This is a genomic window from Acinetobacter venetianus RAG-1 = CIP 110063 (assembly GCF_000368585.1).
GTDB classification, from domain to species: Bacteria; Pseudomonadota; Gammaproteobacteria; order Pseudomonadales; family Moraxellaceae; genus Acinetobacter; species Acinetobacter venetianus.
Map to the genome: position 1 here is coordinate 764561 of NZ_KB849558.1, position 22404 is coordinate 786964.

A 22404-nucleotide genomic window follows, 5' to 3' on the forward strand; every position below is an offset into this window, starting at 1 on the left:
TGATTAAATATGATGCCTTTTTGGATTGCCTTGCAATTTTTGACGGTTCTACCAGTTGAACTAAAAACGATGCCAAGTGCAAAACAAAATGGCCAAGCCATTCTTTTTTATCCTGTTATTGGTCTACTTATCGGTCTTATTTTATTTGCTTGTTCAATTCTCTTGGTCAAACTTCCAACCTTACTCATTGCAAGTATCATTCTTGTGTTATGGATTTGGCTAACGGGCGGTTTACATCTTGATGGTTTAGCGGATACTGCTGATGCTTGGGTGGGTGGTTTTGGTGATCCAGAACGCACATTGGAAATAATGAAAGACCCAACGTGTGGCCCGATGGGTGTACTCAGTTTAATTGTTGTTTGTCTTTTAAAGTTTGCAGCTTTATATGTGCTACTAGAACAGCATTTAGATTACTTTTTGCTGATATTTCCCGTATTAGGGCGTTGTGTTCCTTTATTCCTTTTCTTAACAACACAATATGTACGTGAAAAAGGTTTGGGCAGTTCTTTGACCGATTATCTACCTAAAGTAGCTGGTTGGATGGTTTTTGTCATTACATTATCATTTCTTTGTCTATATAAATGGTTAGGGTTTCTAGTTTTTATCTGCTTGATTTTTCTACTGATTGTTTTTCGATCATTATTTGTAAAAAGAATTGGCGGGATTACAGGTGATACCGTTGGTGCAACGATTGAATTAGTTGAAACGGGATTGATCATGACTGTGGTGATAGGTTCTTTTTATATTTAGATGCGAGTTTAGTGACTAATCTCTCTTATCAAAGAAAGATTAGTCTGATAGTTGTTAGCGTTTAGCTCGAATGAAAAAACCGAGAATGACGAGCAAAGCAATCAATCCAGCAATGGTTGCTAGAAGAATATCTCTTAGTGTCTTATCTATCGGCAACCATGTCCATTTATGCAGATAGGCAAAGCTAAATCCTTCCAAAGCATCTTGCTGCGTGACTTGAGCTGCGATCACACCGCTACTTGGCTCGATATAGACTCTAAGTTGATTACTCAAACTCGTTTCTACTTTCACGACAGGCAAGCGTTTATTAATAAAACTGTACTCACCACCAAAGCTTGTGATCCAAGTTGCTTGTTTGAGTTGATGAATAGATAGATTTAAGTAACTTGCTGCTAAGTTTTTACTTTGCTTAAGAATATCTAAATCTTCCGCACTTTGCGCATCAATCATTTGAATCGCGGGTGTCATATCTTTTGAGTGGTGGTGATGATCATGTTCATTTACTGCGGTCATACTTCCTTGCAACTGAGGTTTGCCTGCCGATTGGATTAACCACGCTGCATGACTACGATCTAGACCAAATGTAATAGGTACAATGCTTAGACCCTGAACTGGATGTTGTGTAGCTCGTTTCCACGCGTCAGGACTTAAATCTTGTGCATGAAAAATAGGATTAAATGCAGGTATTTCAGGCTTTTTATTCCAAATATGATAAAAACCACTTATAACCCATAACAAGATAAATGTACTTAAGCTAACCGCAAGATAACGATGTAAAAATCGAATCGGTTTTTGACGTAGTCGATGGTTTTTACGATTGTGAATTTTAAAAAATAATCCAAACCCCATAAAAACTAAGCACAAGATTCCAATCAAGGTGAACTGCATAATCAGTGATTGACCTTTCCAAGGTTGATCACCCCAAGTCCATGTATGACCTAGGCGGAAAATTTTCGCCATCCACATTTTTTGATCATTTGACAATGTTGCAAGTCTTGATTGCGACGGATCAACATAAGCTCTAAGTCCATTGTCATAATTGACACGCCAAACGGGAAGCAGACGGTTCACACTAGGATAATCATCACTAAAAGTCGTAATGATTTGTGCTGAAACAACCTGCTGTTTCGATAAGCCTGTGTACCAATTGGCTAATCGAATTACATTAAATTGTTCTGCATTTTTAATGATTTGACCAGTTCGGCTGTCGTAGTATTCAGCAATATTCTGCTTTGGTTTCAATATACGATAGGCAACTTGCTCATGTGTTAGTTGTATCGTTTGTAATGCTGAAAACTGTTGAATGTTTTGCAGCTGTAATACTTGATTTGCAGGTATTGCAGTATGCAAATCAAGTTGCTGAGATGGTGGCATTCGTTTTACAGGCTGAGGTTGTGTTGCACTCATAATAGGATGCAACACACCAGTTAAAGCCCACAATAAAACTAAAATGCCGAGAACTGTTCCAAAACTACGGTGCAGAGACAATAGCTTCTTAAGTTGCTTGGCATTCATATTTTATTTCCCGAAATGATAGCTTAAACCGACTAAGTATGTTCGAGGCGCAGCTGGGGTATAGCTGGCTTGGTTATTACTAAACGAAGTGCTTTCAGCATAATGAACATCCGTTGCATTTAGAATTTGTCCATAAATTTCATATGCAGCTTTACGGTAATTCGCACGTAAATTTAGAATGGTATGTCCATCATATTTTTCGGTATTAGCATCGTTAATCCAGTATGAACCGACATAAACACCTTCGGCCGAAAGTAACAGTTCAGGCGTAGGTTTGATTTGATATTCAACTGTACCAAAGGTTTTTGGTGCGCTTGGCATGGTATTGCCGCTGTAATCTAAAACACTAGATGGCTGAAACTCTTTGTATTCATGTTTTGACCAACTACCAGAAAGTTTCAGGCGTTGATCATACAAGTCGCTAATTTTCCATGTCCCACCAATTTCAACACCTTGGTGCAGCGTTTTACCCGCATTACGTGGTTCGCGTGTATTATCAGGTTTGGTATAGCTAATGACTTCATCTTTGCCATTTAAGCGATATAAAGTGATTTCTCCATCAAGACGATCATCAAAAAGCTTAAAGCGCAAACCCGCATCAATATTGTTAAATGTTGCCTCTTTTAGATCAGGTGTAACGAGGTTTGCACCATATAAGCTACTCACTTCTGGAGGAACAAAGCCCTGTGACCAGTTGCTATAAAGGTCCATATCAGGGGTTATATTCCACACAAAACCTAATTGAGGACTGGCTTTGTGAAAGTTACGTTTTTCATCAGGCGCACCAGTGACTTTAGAGGGTGTTAATTTATTATCATAGTCATAACTGATCCAGTCATAACGTGCGCCAGCAACTAATTTTAGATTTTCTACTGCCTGCCAATTTATCTGACTGTAAAGAGCTTGGTTGTTGACATCGACATTAAAATCGCGAAGTAATTGGCGTTGTTTATAACCTGTGTAAACTAACGTGTTTGGATCACGGAACACTTCTATATCGCTGGTTTTGGCTTGGTTAGGTGAGTGATCAGCCATCGCACCAACGATCAACTTTACTTGGTCGAAGTTCATCGAGTGCTGTAAATTCAAACCATAAGATTGAAATGCATTATAAGTTGTTTGACCGCTATAAGTGCCAGTTGGCTTACCATTTTTGATATCTGTGCGGATGCTATAGCTAGGGTTTTGATCAGTCGTATTATCACGATAATACAAGGTCGCTTGGCTTTGTTGTTGGTCACTCCAGCTATGGCTGAGTTGCGAGGAGATACGAGTTGCATCAACTTCACGATAGGTAAATGTTTGATAGCTATAACCCGGACGTTTGTTATAGTCATCTGTATTTAAACTACCTGTCATATCCGCTTTGAGATGGTTATAACTGACAATATTTTTCAGTTGTGTTGTATCTGAAATATGCCAATCATGCCTTAAAGTCACACTTTGTTTATTACTTTCGGCGTGATCTTGCCAGCTATTACCACGATCACTCGCGTATGCGGAAATCCTTAAGCCATGTTCACCATATTCGCTATCAAAGGTATTAGATGCACCTGCATCTAAACGGCGGTATCCCTCAGAACTGGCACTTAAACCTATATTTGCTGTGGGCGTTAAACTTGGTGCTTTAGTTAAAAAGTTAATCGTTCCACCAATCGCATTGCTACCGTATAAGCTACTCGCTGGGCCACGTAGGATTTCTATATTATCGATCCCAGCCAAATTGACTTCGTATAACGCATTATGGTTAAACACGCCCACAGGACGTATAGATAAGCCATCTTCTAAATATTGATAAACCGCAGCAGTAGTAATCGGTTGGCGAATGGACATCATGTGTTGTTCATTACCCAGATCATTCATACGGACGCCAGGTGCTTGATTAAGCACTTGTCCAATGAATGTTGCATGTTTATCTTCGATATCTTGAGCGTTAATTTTACTGATTGCAGCAGGTGTATTGTTGATTGATTCACCTTCACGGTTTGCGGTGATCACAATTGTGGCTAATGTTTGCGGTTGTTCAGAAGGTGTAGCTTCAGCAAAAATGATTGAACTATAGCTCGCAGAAAGGCAAGCAGCGGTTAATACTGACAAACGGAATTGAGTAGTCATGTTGAACTCTATAAAAGCAATAAACAGGGCTGTACCACAGTGGTTTACTGGGCACGATGTAAAAATGCGGTTTATAAAGTGAGTGGTGGGGCTTGTTTTAAGGGAAGTGTGTAGAAGATACGGGGTATATGTAAATCTTCCGTCCATGTATAGCAAAGGCAGCGTACACGGCTAAACCACGCCAAAAGAAAGATAAGTACAAAAGCAAGTAATGGTATGATCACAGCAGCATCTAAACCATGAGAACATAAAGGACAATGTTTCATGATTTGACTTGCAAGCGCAAAAACAGCCTGTGCATGTTCACTAAGATGTGAATGCTCAGCATGCTGCATATGCTGTTCGTGTTGCATATGATGCATCGTGTGATGATGAATTGAATGTGTTTCTGAAGCCATCAAGCTATTTTGTATATCTGTAACTTGGCAATGGCTTGGCATTGCATAGAGCGCAGGTACGACACCTATATGCACCATTGTGGGCAAGAAGATATGCCAGAGTAAACACAGCAAAGTTACCGCGCCTAGGGAGGCACGCCACTTTAGCAAGTGTTGACGGAAACTGGATTGCATATCAGCAAAGCGTCGTAGTAGAAATGTGGCAGCAGTATAATTAAAAAAATATTACAGTTCAAAACGTATTGGATACATTTAAAAAAATATTTATATTTGTTTGGAGAATTATCCATTAATTTTTCATCTAAATATGCTAAGGCGAAATAATGTTTTATGTCTAAAATAATAGATGATATTCATCCTCTTATTTTAGATCAGATTAAACATTTTTTTGAACACTATAAAGACTTGGAAGAGGGTAAATGGGTCAAATTTATAGCTTGGAAGAATGTGCAAAAAGCGAGAGAAGAAATTATAAAATCTGTGCAAGCTTATCTAACACATAAATAATAGATAAAAGAAAAGCCCATATTACATGGGCTTTTTCTTGTGAATGTAGCTTAACGTGTTGGTAGTACGTCTTTTAATGCTTCATGCATTTCGAGTAATGCTTTTTCTGTCGTATCCCAATCAATACAGCCATCAGTTACTGACTTACCGTATTCAAGATCACATAGGTTTTCAGGAATATCCTGACGACCGCCTTTAAGGTGACTCTCAACCATAATCCCAACGATTGATTTGTTACCATCAAGAATTTGTTCAGTGATATTTTTCAAAACTAAAGGTTGTAAGTACGGATCTTTGTTTGAGTTGGCATGGCTAGTATCAATCATGATCTTGTTGCTAACTTTAGCTTTTGCCAAAGCTGCTTCAGCATCGGCAACAGAAGTTGCATCATAGTTTGGCTTACCATTACCACCACGTAATACGACGTGAGCGTAAGGGTTGCCTTTAGTATTAATAATTGCAACTTGACCATTTTCATTTAGGCCCAAGAAGCTATGGCCATGTTTAACAGATTGCATTGCATTGGTTGCAACTGTTAAGCCACCATCTGTACCATTTTTGAAACCAACAGGAGATGATAGGCCTGACGACATTTCACGGTGAGTTTGGCTTTCTGTAGTACGAGCACCAATCGCAGACCATGAAATCAAGTCTTGATAGTATTGTGGTGAGTTTGGATCAAGTGCTTCAGTTGCACATGGCAAACCTTTTTCATTTAAATCAATCAATAATCCACGACCGATATGTAAGCCTTTTTCAATATTGAAAGAGTCATTCATGTCAGGGTCATTGATTAAACCTTTCCAACCAACGGTGGTACGTGGTTTCTCAAAATAAACACGCATTACAAGGTAAAGAGTATCTTTAACTTTTTCGCTTAACTCTTTCAAACGATCAGCATATTCATGCGCAGCTTTAGGATCATGGATTGAACAAGGGCCAATCACGACAAAAAGACGCTTGTCATTGCCGTCTAAAATATTACGTACAGTTGCACGTCCTTGTAATACAGTTTGAGAAGCAGCTTCAGATAAAGGAAGATCAGCTTTCAATTCCGCTGGAGTAATCAAAGTCTGAATGCTTTTAATATTAACGTCGTCGATATCTGGCTGAGAAACTGGATTTGACTGTAGAGTATTCATTGCTGTCACAAATTTAATCTAAAAGAAGAGGTTATTTTGTCTACGAATATAGCACGAAATGTCGACTGATTAACTAGCGAATCGCATAATTTGTGCAGAAACAATCGACATTTATTGGCTTAAACTGTTGTTGTTGAATGGCTTGTTTGTTGAATTACAACAGCCTGATGAGTTTCAACTGGCTTTGGTTTTGCTTTAATCGGGTTCACCATAAAGTTAACACCTAAGGCAAATAGGGTAATACCAAGAATCTTACGGATCAAGCGTTCTGGCATACGTGAGCTGATGAGTGTACCAACGACGATCGCAGGGATAGAACCAACCAGTAGCCACATCAATAATGTAAAGTCGACATTGCCAGATGACATATGACTTAAACCAGCAACGGCTGTCAATAAAACCGCATGTACCACATCAGAACCAATAATTCGAATCATCGGTAGATTTGGAAACATGATCACCAATGCCATGATACCGAAAGCGCCAGCCCCAACAGACGATAGTGTTACAAAGATGCCAAGCACGATGCCCATGATCAAAATATACAAGCGTTTATGTTGTAACGCATGTTGTTCACTTTCCATATTCGCTTGTTCACGATTACGGAAACGGTCAAAAAACTTTTCAATCTGAGTGCGGAAGACAATTGAAATGCCAGTCAAAGTCAACATGAAACCCAAAACTGTAGTTAAGACTGCTTTATAGTGAGTTGATTGACTTAGATAGTGTTCAAGCACCCAAGACGTTGCAAATGAAGCTGGGATACTACCTAAAGCTAGCCAAAGAACAATTGGCCAAACAATATTGAGCTTTTTTGCATGTACCACCGATCCACAGAATTTAGAGATAGATGCATAAAGTAAATCTGTACCGATAGCGATATGTGGTTCAATCTTAAAAAGGCTAATTAAAATGGGAGTCATTAATGAACCACCGCCAACACCTGTAATACCTACACAGAAGCCAACGAGGACACCAGCCATAATAAATTCAATAGGACCAAACATCGACAATATGCCTAATTATGCAAAAACCAGCATATCTTATGCCTTTTTTAGATAACTCGTTGTGATGAATAGTGATTTACTTATGCAAAAAAAAGCTAAAGAAATTTTAAACACATTAATTCTTCAGTTTCTTCTGCGGTTTTGACATCACCTTATTTATGCGAAGAACCATAAGCAAAGTAATAGGTGTCGCTAGAATCCACCAACTGACAAATCCAATAGAACGACCATAAGTGAGAGCAAGTAAGCTACCAGCAACCAAGAAACAGATAAATGCACATCCTCTAAACTGCATTTTAAAACGAATCAATCGCTGTTGTTGATTGGGAGATGCTTGGCTAATCTGTTTGGCACTACATTTATAAAGCACAAACATACCGAATAAGATAAGTAAAAAGCTGAGTACGATCATGCTCTTGCCTCAGTCTGTGTCAATTTCGCTTTGATTTTTTGTGCCGATTTTTGTTGGATCGGATGGATATTTCTATAAACAAATAAGGCAAATCCAGCAGATAAAATAAAGAATAAATCTACTCTTAAAAAAGCCCAATAACTTTGAAAATCAGTAACAAGTTGATGATTGAGCAGATAAATTAAATCATAAATTGGTAAGGCAATCGCGACTATGCCTAAAATAGCAACTTGAGATTGCCATAAATATTGTTTCTTGGTGAAAAGCGCAATGATTAAACTTAGCGTCCATACAACAAAGAAACTGTATATCTCATAATTTGGTGTAGTTTCAGTGATTTGTACAAACCGATTAGTAAACATATAAGCGAGCATGGCAATTGGCAGGCCTATAAACGTCGCGATATTTAAACGATCAACCAAATAATGCCCTAAATGGAATTCATTAGATTTATTTTGGATTTGACGTTTTAAGCTCCAAAGTAATAAGCCAGATGCAATCATCAAACATCCTAAAATCCCTGAGCAGAAGAAAGCTAGACGCAGTAAAGGCTGAGCAAAAGTTGCCATATGCAAACCATATACACCCGCATTTAAAGTGGCTACAGCACTGTTATTTTTAGTATTTCCTAAGATATTACCTGTCGCATCAAAAGTAATTTGGGGTTGATTTAAGGTGATTGAGCGATCCTCTAATTGTTTAAAACTGATCGTCGCTTGATCCGTATTTGGATTTTTCACTTCTATTGTTGCAAGTGCTTGATCGTCCCATTGTTGTTTTACCTTTTCCAAGAGCGATTGAATTGGCAGCATTTCAGTTTTGATTGGATCAGCATTATGATTATTATTCACACTGATCGTTCTAATTTCAGTGAAATATTGAAAAGGATTATCTGGATATAATTTTTTCATTCCGAATGGTAAGTAGAGATAAAAGAAAATCGCTAACCCAGTGAAAGTGATCGTCAGGAAAAAGGGCAGTGCAAGTACAGATGAGACATTATGAAAGTCGAGCCATGAACGCTGTGATTTGAAAGTTCGTAATGTAAAGAAATCGGTGATAATTTTTTTGTGCGTTATGATTCCTGAAATAAGTGCAATTAACATAATAAATGCAGCAAGACTGGTAATTAAACGCCCAATTAATACGGGCATACCATAAAGCTGAAAATGAAAATTATAGAAGAAATCACCACCTTGAGTATTTGATAACTTTAATTCTTCGCCTGTGTTGGCGTCTAATGTTTTGCTTTCGTACCCTCCAGTTGCTTTTTCCCAGTACATTTTATTCACAGGATTTTCTTGATTGGCAAGACTGACATACCAAGATTTAGCATCGGCTGCATTTTTATTTAAATATTCAACCGCCGTTTTAACCGCGACATCTTGATTTACTTGATATTGTGCGAGCTGAGGTTGCATCCAAAGATTGATGTGATGACGATAGTAAGCGCTTGTTCCCATCAAAAAAATGGCAAATAACAGCCATCCAAAAATTAAACCTGTCCATGTGTGTAACCAAGCCATAGACTGTCGAATGCCTTTGTTTTGCATGGTTAATTTACACCTACTGATAGACCAAATAAGCAGCTTACGAGTATCAAACTGATCAATGTGATTTTCCATAAGGAGTTGATACAGAAGCTAATAATGATGAATGCTACATAGAACAGAATAGACAGGAATGCAGCTAGATAAATCGCCTCTGCTTTAGCTAAAATTTTTGCGAATAGAGTAGTTAGGCTTGAACATAAATACATCGTGCAAAGATAACCAAGCACAAATGTAAAAGCGAAACGGTAAAACACACTGATTCGATAGATGATGCTAATTGAGGTTGATTTAGCCATAACATGTCTTAGGAGAATAATAGAAATAAATCACATATGAAAATGATTCTTGTTAATATTAATATCTAAATAAAACTCAAGCAATTACTCAGCTATCGTAAATATAGATACTGTTTTTAATTTTGAAAGTTAAATTAGATAGTTGTGCATTTTCACCAATCAAGAACAAATTGATTCCTGTGCTATGATTCGATGTAAAATCATTTTGTTAGAATTACTCAGTATTTAAATGGGGCGTTGGTCTTGGTAAAGCAAAAACTAAAAATTGGAATCGTCGTGGGTGAAGTTTCTGGAGATACTCTAGGTGTTAAACTCATGCGCAGTTTTCGCGAGCAAGGGATCGAGGCCGAGTTTGAGGGAATTGGTGGCCCTCAAATGATTGCAGAAGGGTTTCATAGCTATTATCCGATGGAAATTCTATCGGTTATGGGAATAGTAGAAGTCCTCAAAGATTTAAAAAAATTATTTGCGGTGAGGGATGGGTTGGTCGAGCGATGGACTGAACATCCAGTTGATATTTTTATTGGCATTGACGCGCCAGATTTTAATCTACGTCTGTCTAAGACCATCAAAGAAAATAACTTGCCGATTAAAACAGTGCAATATGTGAGCCCTTCAGTTTGGGCTTGGCGACAAGGTCGTGTTCATGGCATTAAGAAGACGATTGACCTCGTATTATGTTTATTCCCATTTGAAAAAACATTTTATGAAAATCATGGTGTGCCAGCGGCATTTGTCGGTCATCCATTAGCAAAACAATTACCCCTCAAGAATCCAAATGTTGAGGCTAAACAACAGTTGGGATTGCCTGTTCATAAAACACATGTTGCATTGTTACCAGGCAGTCGTAGAGGTGAGATCGAGCGATTATTGCCATTGCTGACTGGCGCTGCTGAAATTTTGCATCGAAAGTACCCTGATCTTGAGTTTCTCATTCCTGCCATTAATGATGCAAGAAAAGAGCAAATTGAGCAGGGTATTCAAAGCTTAGATATCACGGTAAAAGACAAAATTCATGTATTAGAAAATACCGATTCAGAGTCAAAAGTGGGTCGTATGGTCATGAATGCAAGTGATATTGTGGCGCTTGCCTCTGGTACGGCGACTTTGGAGGCAATGTTGTTGCATCGTCCGATGGTGACATTCTATAAACTGAACTGGTTAACTTATATTATTGCGAAGTTCTTAGTGAAGATTCCGTACTACTCTTTACCGAATATCATTGCGGGTAAAAAAGTCATCGAGGAGTTGATCCAAGCAGATGCTACGCCACAACACTTGGCGACAGAAATAGAAAAGTTGATGGATCATGAAACAGCACATATTCAAATGATGCAGCATTTGAGTATGCATAAACAACTGATCTCAGGGAATACTGAAGATCCAGTACATGCCATTTTGAATTGTTTATCATCGTAATAAAAAAAGGTGGCAATTGAGCCACCTTTTTTGTTTAGGCACGCAGGATCAGTTCATAACCTGTGTATTTACGGATATTAATGACACCTATATCCAGTAATAAGTATTGACCTTTAATCCCTTGTAGAACACCTCGGATTTTAGGCGTTTTATCCAAGTTGAGGGATTTAATCTTTTCAGGATATTGTTCTACTGGATAAATGAACTCTCGCGGAGTTTCATTTTCGAGAAACTCAAGACCTTCATTGAATTCAAGGTTTTGGCTGAACTCATCACGAATACTTTGAATTTTTGGAGCAAACTCTTCAATAATTTGATCACGTTGTTCAACGAGGTTTAAAGGTTCAGCTTCACCTTTAAGTAATTTACGCCAATCTGTTTTATCGGCAATTTGCGTACCAAACATAGTTTCTAAATGACCAGATAAGCGGCGAGAGCCGACTTTTAAAATCGGCAATGCTTGCGTAGCACCTTGATCTAGCCAGCGAGTTGGCATATTTACGATACGAGTGATACCGATTTTTAAAGCGCTCGAATTGGCTAAATAAACAATATGAGGCTGGAAACAGACATCATGTGCGAACTGATCTTCGCGGCAAGTCCCTAAATGATAATGGCAAGTTTCAGGCTTCATAATACATAGGTCACATTCAGCTTTTGTTTTAAAACATTTAAAACAATGTCCTTGTGAATATGACTTCGGTGTCTTTGCACCACAAGAGGTACAATAAATATTACCTGTCCATTCGATCTCAATTTCTTGACCTAAAACAAATGGTAGGTCAGTTTCTGAACGATCTAATATAAATTTATATTCAACATTTGCCTTGCTTGTTGATTGATCAGTTACACTATGCGTTTTGAGCGCTGCATGCATTTTGTGACAAATGCCTTGTAGTTCCATTAATAAACTCTCATCTTTTTCAATCAAGGGTTGCAGTTATGGCTGAACAGAATGTCATCACTTCTATGCTAGACGATTTATCTCAAGAACAGCCCATTCATACTGCACTTTGTATAGGTCAGCAGATTGACCAGAATGCTTCAATTCAATGGCATCATTTTAACGTAACTGACTTTTTAAGTCTGCCATTTACGCAGCGTTATGATTTAGGTTTTGTATTATTTGATACAGATGAAATGCAAACTATCAATGACACACAAAAAGCACAGTTACTGGTGAAATTGCGTGATTTGATGGCAAAGCGAATTGTTGTTGTCAGTAAATTAAGCGATGAAAAGCTACTTCGTTCACTTGGGTTTACGCAGTTAATTGATAAAACAGCACATGACAGTGATTTTGCACTGTGGCAATTCAATATTTTGACCTATAAGCATGTACCTGACTGGTTTAACTCTAAGTTTTGGGCAAACCCTGAAAACTGGGATAAATTCCGCTGGTAGGCGATTAAACGCTTTTAAACTCATCAAGGCAAAAGTTGCATCAGCGTGTTGCAAGTTCTTGCAAAATTTAACAATTCAACTTTGTTATGGCCGTATAAAGCAGCGTATTCTTTTTGGATAAATAATTCCAATAGGAACGTATGGGTCATGACAGATTTAACAAATATTGTTGAAATTTTAGCAAAGCAAGCTTTAGGCGGTCAGCAATCTAATCAGGGTGGTGGTTTAGGTGGAATTTTAGGTTCTGTTCTCGGTCAAATGGGTGGTCAGCAAAATACTCAAAATCAACAAGGTGGATTAGGCGGGATACTTGGCTCTGTGTTGGGTCAATTAGGTGGTGGAAGTTCTTCTACACAGACTAATGCAACAAGTGGAAATACGGCTCAAACATTATTAATTGCTGTTTTACCTTTGGTTCTTGCTTGGATTCAAAAGCAAGGTGGTCTGCAAGGTGCGCTAGATAAATTGAAAAATGCAGGCTTAGCCAATCAAGTGCAAAGTTGGGTAGATCCACACCAACAGAATGCACAGGATGTTCCAACACAAAATATTCAAAGCCTATTTGACGATCAAGATGTTGAGCAAGTTGCTCAACAAGCACAAGCCCCTAAGCAAGCAATTTATGGTGCAATTGCTTCAGTTCTTCCACAAGTCATTGATTCTTTGACGCCGCAAGGTAGTAATACCAGCCAACAAGAAGCAAATAATGATATTCAAAATGTGTTGAATATGGTGAGTGGCTTCTTAAAATAATTTTTTAACTTCTGAATTTAGTTGTTTTTAAAAATAGAAATGAAAATAAAAGGGCATTTGCCCTTTTATTTTTTGGTTTTAGCCTATAACTTCAAATTAGAAGTTATATTCCATACCTAAACCGATAACAGTCTTAGTATCGTTTTTAGCTAACCAATCACGTTTTTGTTGACCAACAACACCGTAGAAACGTGCTTGTTTGTTGATTTGGTAGTCAGCACCAACACCATACATATCTTGTTTACGATCATCACGACCATTTGATTCAGTTGTAGCAGAGATATATTCAGCTTTTAACTTGATTGGTGTAGAAGGGATCTTATAAGCAGCAGTTACGCCATAAGCATCTTCTTGTAAACCTTTATAAGAAGTTACAGTCGTACCATCTGTAGTTGATACTGTATCGTCAGTTGGTTGAGCAGTTTGCCATAAAGCACCGAATACTAAACCATCAACACCAGCTGGAGTTAAGTCTAAAGAACCTGTTACACGTACTGCATCAGTATAGATACCAGATAGGCTGTAAGCATTGTATTTAGAAGCTACACCGAAGTTTCCAGCAACTGCTGCTGCTAAACCGATGTCTTTATTTTCGTATGTAAGAGATGTTGAAACGCCATCACCGAAACCATCACGGCTGCCTTCTTTACCTTTAGATGCGCTATCAGCAGCAGAAGATTCTTCACCTTGTTGGAACATGATGTTGAACGCTAAGCCACCTAATAATTTTTTATCAGTCTCAAAACCAATAACGTTGTTCAAACGATCTTCACCAACTAGAACAGCTGTCATATCAAGTTCGTTGTGATCGTTGAAGATATCTTGGTTGCTACCAGCAGCTGTTTTGAAGTATGAATCAAAACGACCAACTTTTAATGTTGCAATACCATCAGATTTAATACCAATGTAACGGTTACGCATACCAAGATCAGTACCGTCACCATCAGTATTTACTTGCCATTCAGCTAAGTAAACAGCTGATAATTTGTCAGTTAATTTTTCTTCGCCCTTAACACCAATACGTGAAGCATTTGAATTTACTTTTGTTACGCTTTCATCTTTAAAGCCGTTGTTGTCAATATTGTCCAAAGTCACACTGAGCTTACCATACAATGTTGGTGCTGCTTGCGCTGCATTCATGGCTAAAGTTGCTACAGTAGCAGCAAGAAGCAATTTTTTCATTGAGATTTCTCCAAAACACTTTTTTGTAAATGGCATATGCCTTAGTTACTGTTATAAGCTTGCTTATGTACAAAAAGTTACACAGCTCACTGACTTGTATGCAGTATCGGCAAACTTTGTTACAACGAAGTGAAGGAAAAATGACAGTTTTATTACGATTTATATTTCGTAATAATTTGATTAATTATTGATTTATTTACCATTAAATAAAAAGCGAGGTAAGAACCTCGCATTATATCAGTGAAATATTACAGCGCTGCTTTTATCTTTTCTGCTAACACTTTAATCTTTTCTTGATCACCCATTTGTGCCGCATGTCGGCCTAATTCATGTACTGAACTTGGAATCAAATGGAAATGTACATGTGGAACTGTTTGACCTGCTGCTGTTCCTGAGAGTTGCATAAGAACAATACCTTTTGCATCAAGACCTGTCTCAATCGCTTTCGCAATCTTTTGAACGATCTGAATGGTATAGGCTGCTGCATCGGCAGGTAAGTCCAGCAAGCTAATCGCTGGGGTTTTTGGAATAACTAAAGCATGACCATCAGCTTGCGGCATGATATCCATAAATGCAAGCACCTGATCATCTTCATAAATTTTGATTGCAGGTAATTCACCACGAAGGATTCTTGCGAAAATATTTTGGTCATCGTACGCCATGATTAGTCCTTTAATAGGGTATAAAACAATTTAGCTTTTCATTTAGAGATTAATTAAATGAAAAGCTAAGAGAAAAGATTATTTGCAGTTAAGTTCTTTCTGACGTTCTTTAATTTGATCAAGACGCTGTTGTTCTTTGTCAGAAAATTTTGGCTTTGTTGTATGGCAGTTTTCATTGCCATATTTAGCTTTAGCGTCTGCGTCTTTGAAACAGAATCCTTTAGAAGCGTAGATTAAGTTGTAATCATCTTGCAACTTTTTACATTCTTGTTCTGGTGTAGCTGCTTGAAGATTAAATCCTGTGAGGGTAATTAATCCAGCACAAACTGCAACCGTAAACTTATTCATGAGGTGTTCCTCTAATCAAAAAGGTATAAACCAAAGCTTTATGACAGTATTTTCATATGGTGCTTGGTCGCTACGTATATACCAATATAAGGTTTCTTAATGAAATTTCAATGAAACTCTATAGTCAGTATGTAATTTTAGTACGGAATTTCCTCTTGAATTAAATTATAAATGTATTGTTTTTAATATCTTAAGTGATATCTCCGAATATTACGGTATATTGATTTATTCGCAGTGAGTCACTTCCACCATCCTTGTTGTAGGTGTTTGAACAGGTACTTTTCTTGGAATAAGATCAAATTGATGTATGGCGAAAGGGCCGTAAGGTCCCATTCTCACATGTGAACAAGGTGCTTGAGTGGGGATTATTTGGTAAGTAGTAACGACAACGGTTTTAGGTACTAATTTTTTGGAGCAACGCGGTGAGGCATCATGTCTTACAATTGTTCCTGTAGCACATGAATATATGTTTTGTGCTCGCTCAACTCCAGAAGGATAACCATTTGCTATAAAATGACCGTCAGCTAAATTTTTTAAAGTTTGGAATTGTAGGTCGGTAAATTGTCCATATTGGCTTAATTGTTTTGCTGCCCAGCAGTCAGCCTCTAGTTCTTGTTTGCGTGTTCCTCCATGATAGCGTTCCATTTCTCCTAATCTTGAGGTATGTCCTAACTTATGATGTGCGCATTCATGGGCAAGTGTAAAAATTCGAGAGCTTGTTAGGTTAGCTAATGCTGTAGGATCAATGTGAATAATTGGTCGGCCATAGCTGTCTTTTTCAGCTGTGGCAATTTGTGGGTTTTGCCCCGTAAAGATTGGTAAGCCACAAAAACTATCATATCCAATAAATACATATTGCTTTGCATACAAATTTTGAAATACAAAAGGCATTAAAATTAGAGTGAAAAGAAGCAAAAGATTTACTTTCTTCATAATTTTGATCTAGCTAATTGTTTTCATTGTAATTAATTCTACTGCCTTATTAGGTATTCAATAAGGTTGATTATCGGAAAGTTTGAGTAAGTAGGAAAGTGAAGATCAATAAAATGTGTTTTAAAATTTTGTATTAAGCGTAATGGATATGAACTAAAAGCAAGTGCAATATTCTGTTTGAGTATTGCACCTGTGCTAATTAAAAGTTTATCTAAATCAAAAGAATTGAAAGCAGATGCAGCTTTATTTAAGCGTAATTTTGCTCCATGATTCATACATTTTGACAGCTGAAGAGAAGTCGCTATTTGGCTCTGAAGTTAGATTCGCAGCTTGAATTAAACTTTGTGTTAGAGAAAGAATCGGGGCAGGAAGCTTAGCATCATGCACCAAATCTAAAGCAATACCTGTATCTTTAGCCAATAATGGTAGAGCAAAGGTCACTGGAAATTCACGGCTGAGTACGCGTTGTGGAAAAATGGTTTCCGTGACCATACTTTTACCACTAGACGCATTTATACAATTTAACGCTGCATCAAGGTTAACACCATGCGCTTTTAATGTACTAAAGCCTTCTGCAACAGACCATAAGTTAACTGCAAGCAGCATATTATTGATCGCTTTAACTGCAAATCCAGCACCAGACTCGCCAACATGCTGAATGAGTTTACCAACAGCCGCCATCGCCGGATAAGCACGTTCAAATGCTTGTACATCGCCACCGACCATGACAGTGAGTGTTGCATTCTCTGCACCAATGGTTTGACCACTCACAGGCGCATCTAAGAAGTCCACACCTTGAGATTTTAGCTTTTCTGTCAAGCGTCGAGCGGAGTCAGGTACGCCGCTTGTACAGTCAATCCAAATCGAACCAGCTTTCAATTGCACTGTATCGATTAATGCTTCAACATCATCACTTGTTGGTAAGCATGAAAAAATGATGTCAGCCTGTACTGCTCGTGCAAGTTCGACAGCAGTTGTTCCATATTCTGTTGCATGTTGTTCTGCTTTACTAAAGTTTCGATTCCAAACAAAAACCTTTTCGAAATACTTTGGTAAATGAGCTGCCATGCGATAGCCCATAGCGCCTAAACCGATAAATGCAACAGATTGAGTCATAGTTTACCTTTATATTGGAGTTGATCGTTCTGCTAACCAGTCAGTCAGTGTTGGCCAGAACTCGATTGAACTTTTTTGACTAGACATTAAACCTAAGTGTCCGCCAGGTATAAGAGTAAACGTGACATCTCGGCTACTTGTCAACTGAGTTAATGGAAATGCAGCATCTGCTGTAACCATTTGATCACCTTTACCTGCACCCACAAATAAAGAACAATTGATATCTTTTAGCTCAATGGTTTTATTCTTTAAGGTGATCGCGCCGTTTTTCAGCGGGTTCTGCATCCAGACATTAAATAGCATGTCTTGATTAATACCCCCAGGATAATCAATCATATTGTTTAAGAAATGACTGAGTGTTGCGTCTTCTTGTACTAATTTTAAATTATCTAAGTTCTTTAAAAGTTGAATGTTGCCATCCAGCCATCCTTTAGGGTCTAGTAATTTAAATCCTAATGAGTTTAAGAAACCCGGGGAATGAATCATCAACTTTGGTAAGCGATTATAAATATAATCTTTAACAGTTGGATTGCGAGAGGTAACGTAGGCAAGCGTTTTGTATAGTTTGCCAATATAGCCAGACGCATAGCTATCAATCGGGCTGCCCAAAACAATCAGGTTTTTAACAGCATTTGGTTGATGACGAGCCGTATATAAAGTCACAAAGATGCCTGCCATACTCCAGCCGTGTAGAGATATTTTTTGTGATTTAGAATGTTGTTGAATGGCTTCTATACAGCGTGGAATAAATTTATCAATAAAAGACAGAAAGTTAATTTGATAATTTTTGTAGGTCAATTTGCCCCAATCAATAAGATAAACGTCATAACCACTTTCTTGGAAGTGTTTAACTAAAGAGCGATACGGATATAAGTCGTAGATATCCATATTGATTGCAAGCGGTGCTACGAAAACCAAAGGCTCTTTATAGCGTTTATTCTCAGAAGCATAAAAACGAACACGAGTTTGTTTAAACTGAGCAATCACTTGGTATGGTGTTGATTGTGACAATACGAGTTTGTCCGATTCAAAAACACGCATCGCGAGATGTTTAAAATTTATTTTTTGCTGTTCCACAAGCGATTTCATCTTTAATAGTCTCATCATGAGTCAAGATTGCACGAAGTCTAAGCGATAATTATATCTTATGCCTTGACCTTAAATACCTTAGGCGCTCAAAATGTTGGCATATTCGACCACGATGATCATAAGGCATACAAAACGATGAATCCAAGCGATGATTTAGAATATCAACTAGATACTCTTGCAATTCGTACGGGACATGACCGTACTTTTGAGGGTGAGCATAGTGAACCAATTTTTTTAACATCATCTTTTGTTTGTGAAAGTGCTGCTGATGCTGCTGCTAAGTTTTCTGGACAAGTTGCTGGTAATACTTACTCTCGCTATACCAACCCTACAGTTCAGGCTTTTGAAAAGCGCCTAGCGGTATTGGATGGGGCGGAACGTGCGGTTGCAACCAGTTCTGGTATGGCGGCTGTGCATGCAATGTGTATGGCTTACTTAAAAGCTGGCGACCATGTGATCTGTTCTCGTGCTGTGTTTGGTTCAATCATCGCTTTATTTGAAAAATACGTTGCTAAGTTTGCTGTAGAAGTCACTTTCGTTGATTTAGATGATCTTGATGGCTGGAAAAATGCGATCCGCCCAAATACGCGCATTCTTTTTATTGAAACACCATCAAATCCTTTGGCTCAAGTAGGTGATATGCAAGCGATTGCGGATATTGCTCACGCACATGGCGCTTTATTTGCTGTAGATAACTGTTTCTGTACACCTGCTTTACAGCAACCGATTAAATTTGGTGCTGACTTGGTATTGTACTCTGCGACTAAATATATTGATGGTCAAGGTCGTGCCTTAGGTGGTGCCGTTGTTGGTAAACATGATTTACTTGAAGAAGTGAATGGCGTTATCCGTACTTTGGGTAATTCAATGAGCCCATTCAATGCTTGGATTTTCTTGAAAGGCTTAGAAACCCTCAGCCTACGTATGAAAGCGCATTGTGAAAGTGCTCAAAAGCTTGCAGAATGGCTTGCTCAGCATGAAAAAGTTGAGAAAGTATATTACGCTGGCTTACCAAATCATCCGGGACATGAACTTGCTAAAAAACAGCAGAAAGGTTTCGGTGGTGTTGTATCCTTCGTGGTAAAGAATGCGCGTGAAGGTGCTTGGACAGTGATTGATAATACTCGTTTCTTGTCAATTACAAGTAATTTGGGTGATGTGAAGTCAACGATTACTCATCCAGCAACAACCTCGCATGGTAGAATGTCCGCAGAAGCCAAGCAAGCAGCAGGAATCGAAGAAGGATTGATTCGTGTGTCTGTTGGTTTAGAAGATATTAATGATATTATTCGCGACTTATCACGCGGTCTAGATTTAGTTTAACGAGAGAGACTTATGAATATTAATATGCTCATGCAGCAAGCTCAGCGCATGCAAAAAGATATGGAATCAAACCTTAAAAAAGCCAAAGAAGAGCTTGCGAATACAGAAGTTCATGCTGAAGCTGGCGGTGGTTTGGTTAAAGTCACCATGACTTGCCGTAATGTCGTTAAGCGTATTGAAATTAGCCCAGACTTATTACAAGACGAAGCGGACATGATTGAAGATTTAATTGCAGCGGCGATGAATGATGCTGCACGTCAAGCTGAAGCAATTTCTGAAGAGAAGTTACAAGGTGCAAATTCTGGTATGGGCTTACCACCGGGTTTATCTGGTTTATTCTAATTCATCATTTTTTAATTTTTAAATCCCCCTAAATCCCTCTTGAATCAAGAGGGATTTACAACTGCGGGGAGAATTTACCGAGTAATCTAATTGTGTTTAGTGAACGATTTGAACAATTAGTTCAAGCATTACGTATTTTACCGAGTGTTGGCCCAAAATCAGCACAGCGTATGGCTTTGCATTTACTGATGAAAAATCGTGAAGGTGCTTTTGCTTTGTCACATGCTTTGCATGAAGCATCGAGTCATATCCATGAGTGCCGTATTTGTCATTCTCTAACTGAGAATGAGATTTGTGATATCTGTGCTTCTGTTGAGCGTGATGAACAATTACTTTGTGTGGTTGAATCTCCAGCAGATGTTATGGCAATCGAGCAAAGTGGTAGTTTTCGTGGAAAATATCATGTGTTAGGTGGGCATTTATCACCTTTAGATGGTATTGGTCCTGAAGAAATTGGTATTCCATATTTAATTCAGCGTCTAAGCGAAGGAACGATTGAAGAAGTCATTCTTGCAACAAATGCGACTGTTGAAGGTCAAGCGACTGCACATTATTTGGTTGAAGCAACCAAGCATTTACCGATTCATATGACTCGAATTGCACAAGGCGTACCACAAGGTGGTGAATTGGAATATGTGGACAGCCATACCTTGAGTCAGGCGGTTCATAACCGCATGCGTATGAAATAATACTTTTGTCGGATATTTTTATTTATTTACATTAAATTCATGCTGTTAATTTAAACAAATAATTAAATTTTACATTTTGTCTTACATTATCGTAGATATATTTACTTTAAAATATGGCACTATTGGCGAGCGAAAAGGACTTTCGCTTTTGTTAAATGGATTTAGGAGTACTTTTATGTTTTGCATGTGGAATACTGATTAAATTTTTTTTGCATTTGATCTTGTGTTGAGCAATAACTGCAATTCTACAGTTTTATTGCGAGTAGTTCTTTTATTTTTTACTTGAGCAAATATGTTTCAGTTTATCCAGCAGCAAAAAGATTTAGCTGTTCTCCTCACTCAGATGGAACAATGTTCCACATATGCACTTGATACCGAGTTTATTAAGGTTGATACCCTTTACCCAAAATTAGGGGTATGTCAGATTAATTTGAATGGTCAGGTTGTATTGTTAGATGGAACATCTTTAGACCTCGAGCATTTCTGGCAAAAATTATTTGCTGCTCAACAAAATATTTTCCATGCATGTGGCGAAGATATTGATTTGATTTATCATTATGCAGATCAAAAGCCGCTCAAAAATGTATTTGATACTCAAGTTGCCATGGCATTTCTTGGGCATGGTTTACAGGTAAGTTATCAGAATGCACTTAAAACATATTTAAATATAGATATTGAAAAAGATCAAACGCGTTCAGATTGGCTAGCTCGCCCATTGAGCCAAGAGCAAATGAGTTATGCCGCGAATGATGTTTTATATTTGGTAAAACTTGCTGATGCCGTTAAAAATGATCTGCAAACAAAAGGTTTATATCAGTATGTCTTGGAAGATTGCCAAAATTTAACTAAAGATATCGCGATGGAAACACCACTTCCTGAGCTATATACAGATATTGGAAATTATCGCCACTCTCGCCGTGAGTTAATGCAGCTACAACAACTGAGTATCTGGCGTGAACAAATTACAAAAGCATTAAATCAACCGCGTAGTTTTATTCTCAGAAATTCAACTATGATTGATTTGGTTGAAAAGAACCCTCGCAATAACTTCCAACTTGCTCAAGTGAAAGATATTCGCCCGAATGTTGTGCGTGAGCATGGTAAAATGATTCTAGATCTACTCAAGTTTTTACCCCCTGAAGCTGAGTGGCCATTAAGAATAGCGCGCCCTGTGAAAAGCAATTCAAAAGAAATTGCGCCAAAAATTGATGCATTGATAGAGCAGATAGTTGCTCAAACATCTATTCCTAAAGAAGTGTTGCTACGTAAGAAGTGGTTGAATGCAATTTATGAACACGTTGTGTTTCATTTAGATGAGCAAGACCTACCACCTTATTTACTGGGTTGGCGATACGATATTTTAACCAAACCAATGATCGAATTACTTCAGCAAGACATTGATTATCTAGCTACGCAAATGAAGGTTTCTAGGTAGTATAAAAAAGAGCT

24 protein-coding genes are annotated in these 22404 nt (G+C 38.0%); 9 read left to right on the forward strand and 15 right to left on the reverse strand.

Going from position 1 to position 22404, the window contains the following annotated elements:
- The first annotated feature begins 9 nt into the window (after positions 1-9).
- A complete protein-coding gene (locus F959_RS09190) occupies positions 10-750 on the forward strand; it encodes an adenosylcobinamide-GDP ribazoletransferase (protein WP_004879413.1) in 741 nt (246 codons plus the stop codon).
- Between the two features lie 54 nt (positions 751-804).
- On the opposite strand, the gene F959_RS09195 is transcribed toward F959_RS09190, so the two are convergent.
- The 3 genes from F959_RS09195 to F959_RS09205 all read right to left on the reverse strand — a co-directional run bounded on the left by F959_RS09195 (position 805) and on the right by F959_RS09205 (position 4952).
- Entirely contained in the window at positions 805-2265 is a 1461-nt protein-coding gene (locus F959_RS09195; protein WP_004879414.1) for a hypothetical protein, read from the reverse strand.
- A gap of 3 nt (positions 2266-2268) precedes the next feature.
- Complete coding sequence (locus tag F959_RS09200) at positions 2269-4380, reverse strand: TonB-dependent receptor (protein ID WP_004879415.1); 2112 nt, start codon at positions 4378-4380, stop codon at positions 2269-2271.
- A gap of 71 nt (positions 4381-4451) precedes the next feature.
- Positions 4452-4952 (reverse strand): hypothetical protein, encoded by a 501-nt coding sequence (locus F959_RS09205; RefSeq protein WP_004879416.1) that lies wholly within the window; start codon positions 4950-4952, stop codon positions 4452-4454.
- A gap of 156 nt (positions 4953-5108) precedes the next feature.
- Here F959_RS09205 and F959_RS09210 point away from each other — a divergent pair, with 156 nt between their 5' ends.
- Positions 5109-5285 (forward strand): inorganic diphosphatase, encoded by a 177-nt coding sequence (locus tag F959_RS09210; RefSeq protein WP_004879422.1) that lies wholly within the window; start codon positions 5109-5111, stop codon positions 5283-5285.
- A gap of 50 nt (positions 5286-5335) precedes the next feature.
- On the opposite strand, the gene F959_RS09215 is transcribed toward F959_RS09210, so the two are convergent.
- From F959_RS09215 to F959_RS16895, 5 genes are all read right to left on the reverse strand, one after another.
- On the reverse strand, positions 5336-6427 hold the full coding sequence (locus tag F959_RS09215; protein ID WP_004879424.1) for a 3-deoxy-7-phosphoheptulonate synthase: 1092 nt from the start codon (positions 6425-6427) through the stop codon (positions 5336-5338).
- 119 nt (positions 6428-6546) lie between these two features.
- Positions 6547-7434, reverse strand: coding sequence for a sulfite exporter TauE/SafE family protein (locus F959_RS09220; RefSeq protein WP_004879426.1), 888 nt, complete (start codon positions 7432-7434; stop codon positions 6547-6549).
- 115 nt (positions 7435-7549) lie between these two features.
- Positions 7550-7846, reverse strand: coding sequence for a hypothetical protein (locus F959_RS09225; RefSeq protein ID WP_004879427.1), 297 nt, complete (start codon positions 7844-7846; stop codon positions 7550-7552).
- Positions 7843-9399 (reverse strand): PepSY-associated TM helix domain-containing protein, encoded by a 1557-nt coding sequence (locus F959_RS09230; RefSeq protein ID WP_004879428.1) that lies wholly within the window; start codon positions 9397-9399, stop codon positions 7843-7845. Before F959_RS09230 ends, F959_RS09225 begins: the two co-directional genes overlap by 4 nt.
- 2 nt (positions 9400-9401) lie before the next feature.
- A complete protein-coding gene (locus tag F959_RS16895; protein WP_080585240.1) occupies positions 9402-9695 on the reverse strand; it encodes a hypothetical protein in 294 nt (97 codons plus the stop codon).
- A 243-nt stretch (positions 9696-9938) separates the two neighbouring features.
- Here F959_RS16895 and lpxB point away from each other — a divergent pair, with 243 nt between their 5' ends.
- Positions 9939-11114: a lipid-A-disaccharide synthase gene (gene lpxB / locus F959_RS09235; RefSeq protein ID WP_017196691.1), complete on the forward strand. Its 1176-nt coding sequence runs from the start codon at positions 9939-9941 to the stop codon at positions 11112-11114.
- Between the two features lie 34 nt (positions 11115-11148).
- Here the strand turns inward: lpxB and F959_RS09240 are convergent, their stop codons facing one another.
- Positions 11149-12018 (reverse strand): DUF2797 domain-containing protein, encoded by an 870-nt coding sequence (locus F959_RS09240; protein WP_004879431.1) that lies wholly within the window; start codon positions 12016-12018, stop codon positions 11149-11151.
- 38 nt (positions 12019-12056) lie between these two features.
- On the opposite strand from F959_RS09240, the gene F959_RS09245 reads away from it, so the two are divergent.
- Together F959_RS09245 and F959_RS09250 are read left to right on the forward strand one after the other, a co-directional pair.
- Positions 12057-12518: a DUF6231 family protein gene (locus F959_RS09245; RefSeq protein ID WP_004879434.1), complete on the forward strand. Its 462-nt coding sequence runs from the start codon at positions 12057-12059 to the stop codon at positions 12516-12518.
- Between the two features lie 147 nt (positions 12519-12665).
- On the forward strand, positions 12666-13271 hold the full coding sequence (locus F959_RS09250; protein WP_004879435.1) for a YidB family protein: 606 nt from the start codon (positions 12666-12668) through the stop codon (positions 13269-13271).
- Between the two features lie 96 nt (positions 13272-13367).
- Here the strand turns inward: F959_RS09250 and F959_RS09255 are convergent, their stop codons facing one another.
- The 6 genes from F959_RS09255 to F959_RS09285 form a co-directional block, all read right to left on the reverse strand.
- Positions 13368-14453, reverse strand: coding sequence for a porin (locus tag F959_RS09255; RefSeq protein WP_004879436.1), 1086 nt, complete (start codon positions 14451-14453; stop codon positions 13368-13370).
- 248 nt (positions 14454-14701) lie between these two features.
- Positions 14702-15115, reverse strand: coding sequence for an HIT family protein (locus F959_RS09260; RefSeq protein WP_004879437.1), 414 nt, complete (start codon positions 15113-15115; stop codon positions 14702-14704).
- A 78-nt stretch (positions 15116-15193) separates the two neighbouring features.
- Positions 15194-15463 carry a YARHG domain-containing protein gene (locus F959_RS09265; protein WP_004879438.1) on the reverse strand — a complete coding sequence of 90 codons (270 nt, stop codon included), beginning with the start codon at positions 15461-15463 and terminating at the stop codon, positions 15194-15196.
- 225 nt (positions 15464-15688) lie between these two features.
- Positions 15689-16396, reverse strand: a complete 708-nt coding sequence (locus tag F959_RS09270; protein WP_004879439.1) for a M48 family metalloprotease — start codon at positions 16394-16396, stop codon at positions 15689-15691.
- Positions 16397-16639: 243 nt separating this feature from the next.
- On the reverse strand, positions 16640-17512 hold the full coding sequence (locus tag F959_RS09280; RefSeq protein WP_004879441.1) for an NAD(P)-dependent oxidoreductase: 873 nt from the start codon (positions 17510-17512) through the stop codon (positions 16640-16642).
- Between the two features lie 9 nt (positions 17513-17521).
- On the reverse strand, positions 17522-18601 hold the full coding sequence (locus F959_RS09285; RefSeq protein ID WP_004879443.1) for an alpha/beta fold hydrolase: 1080 nt from the start codon (positions 18599-18601) through the stop codon (positions 17522-17524).
- 135 nt (positions 18602-18736) lie between these two features.
- Between F959_RS09285 and F959_RS09290 the strand changes: the two genes are divergently transcribed.
- The 4 genes from F959_RS09290 to F959_RS09305 all read left to right on the forward strand — a co-directional run bounded on the left by F959_RS09290 (position 18737) and on the right by F959_RS09305 (position 22390).
- On the forward strand, positions 18737-19924 hold the full coding sequence (locus tag F959_RS09290) for an O-succinylhomoserine sulfhydrylase (protein WP_004879445.1): 1188 nt from the start codon (positions 18737-18739) through the stop codon (positions 19922-19924).
- 12 nt (positions 19925-19936) lie between these two features.
- Complete coding sequence (locus F959_RS09295; protein ID WP_004662103.1) at positions 19937-20266, forward strand: YbaB/EbfC family nucleoid-associated protein; 330 nt, start codon at positions 19937-19939, stop codon at positions 20264-20266.
- A gap of 92 nt (positions 20267-20358) precedes the next feature.
- Positions 20359-20955 (forward strand): recombination mediator RecR, encoded by a 597-nt coding sequence (gene recR / locus F959_RS09300; RefSeq protein WP_004879447.1) that lies wholly within the window; start codon positions 20359-20361, stop codon positions 20953-20955.
- Between the two features lie 292 nt (positions 20956-21247).
- Positions 21248-22390 (forward strand): ribonuclease D, encoded by a 1143-nt coding sequence (locus F959_RS09305; RefSeq protein ID WP_004879448.1) that lies wholly within the window; start codon positions 21248-21250, stop codon positions 22388-22390.
- The last annotated feature ends 14 nt before the right edge of the window (positions 22391-22404 follow it).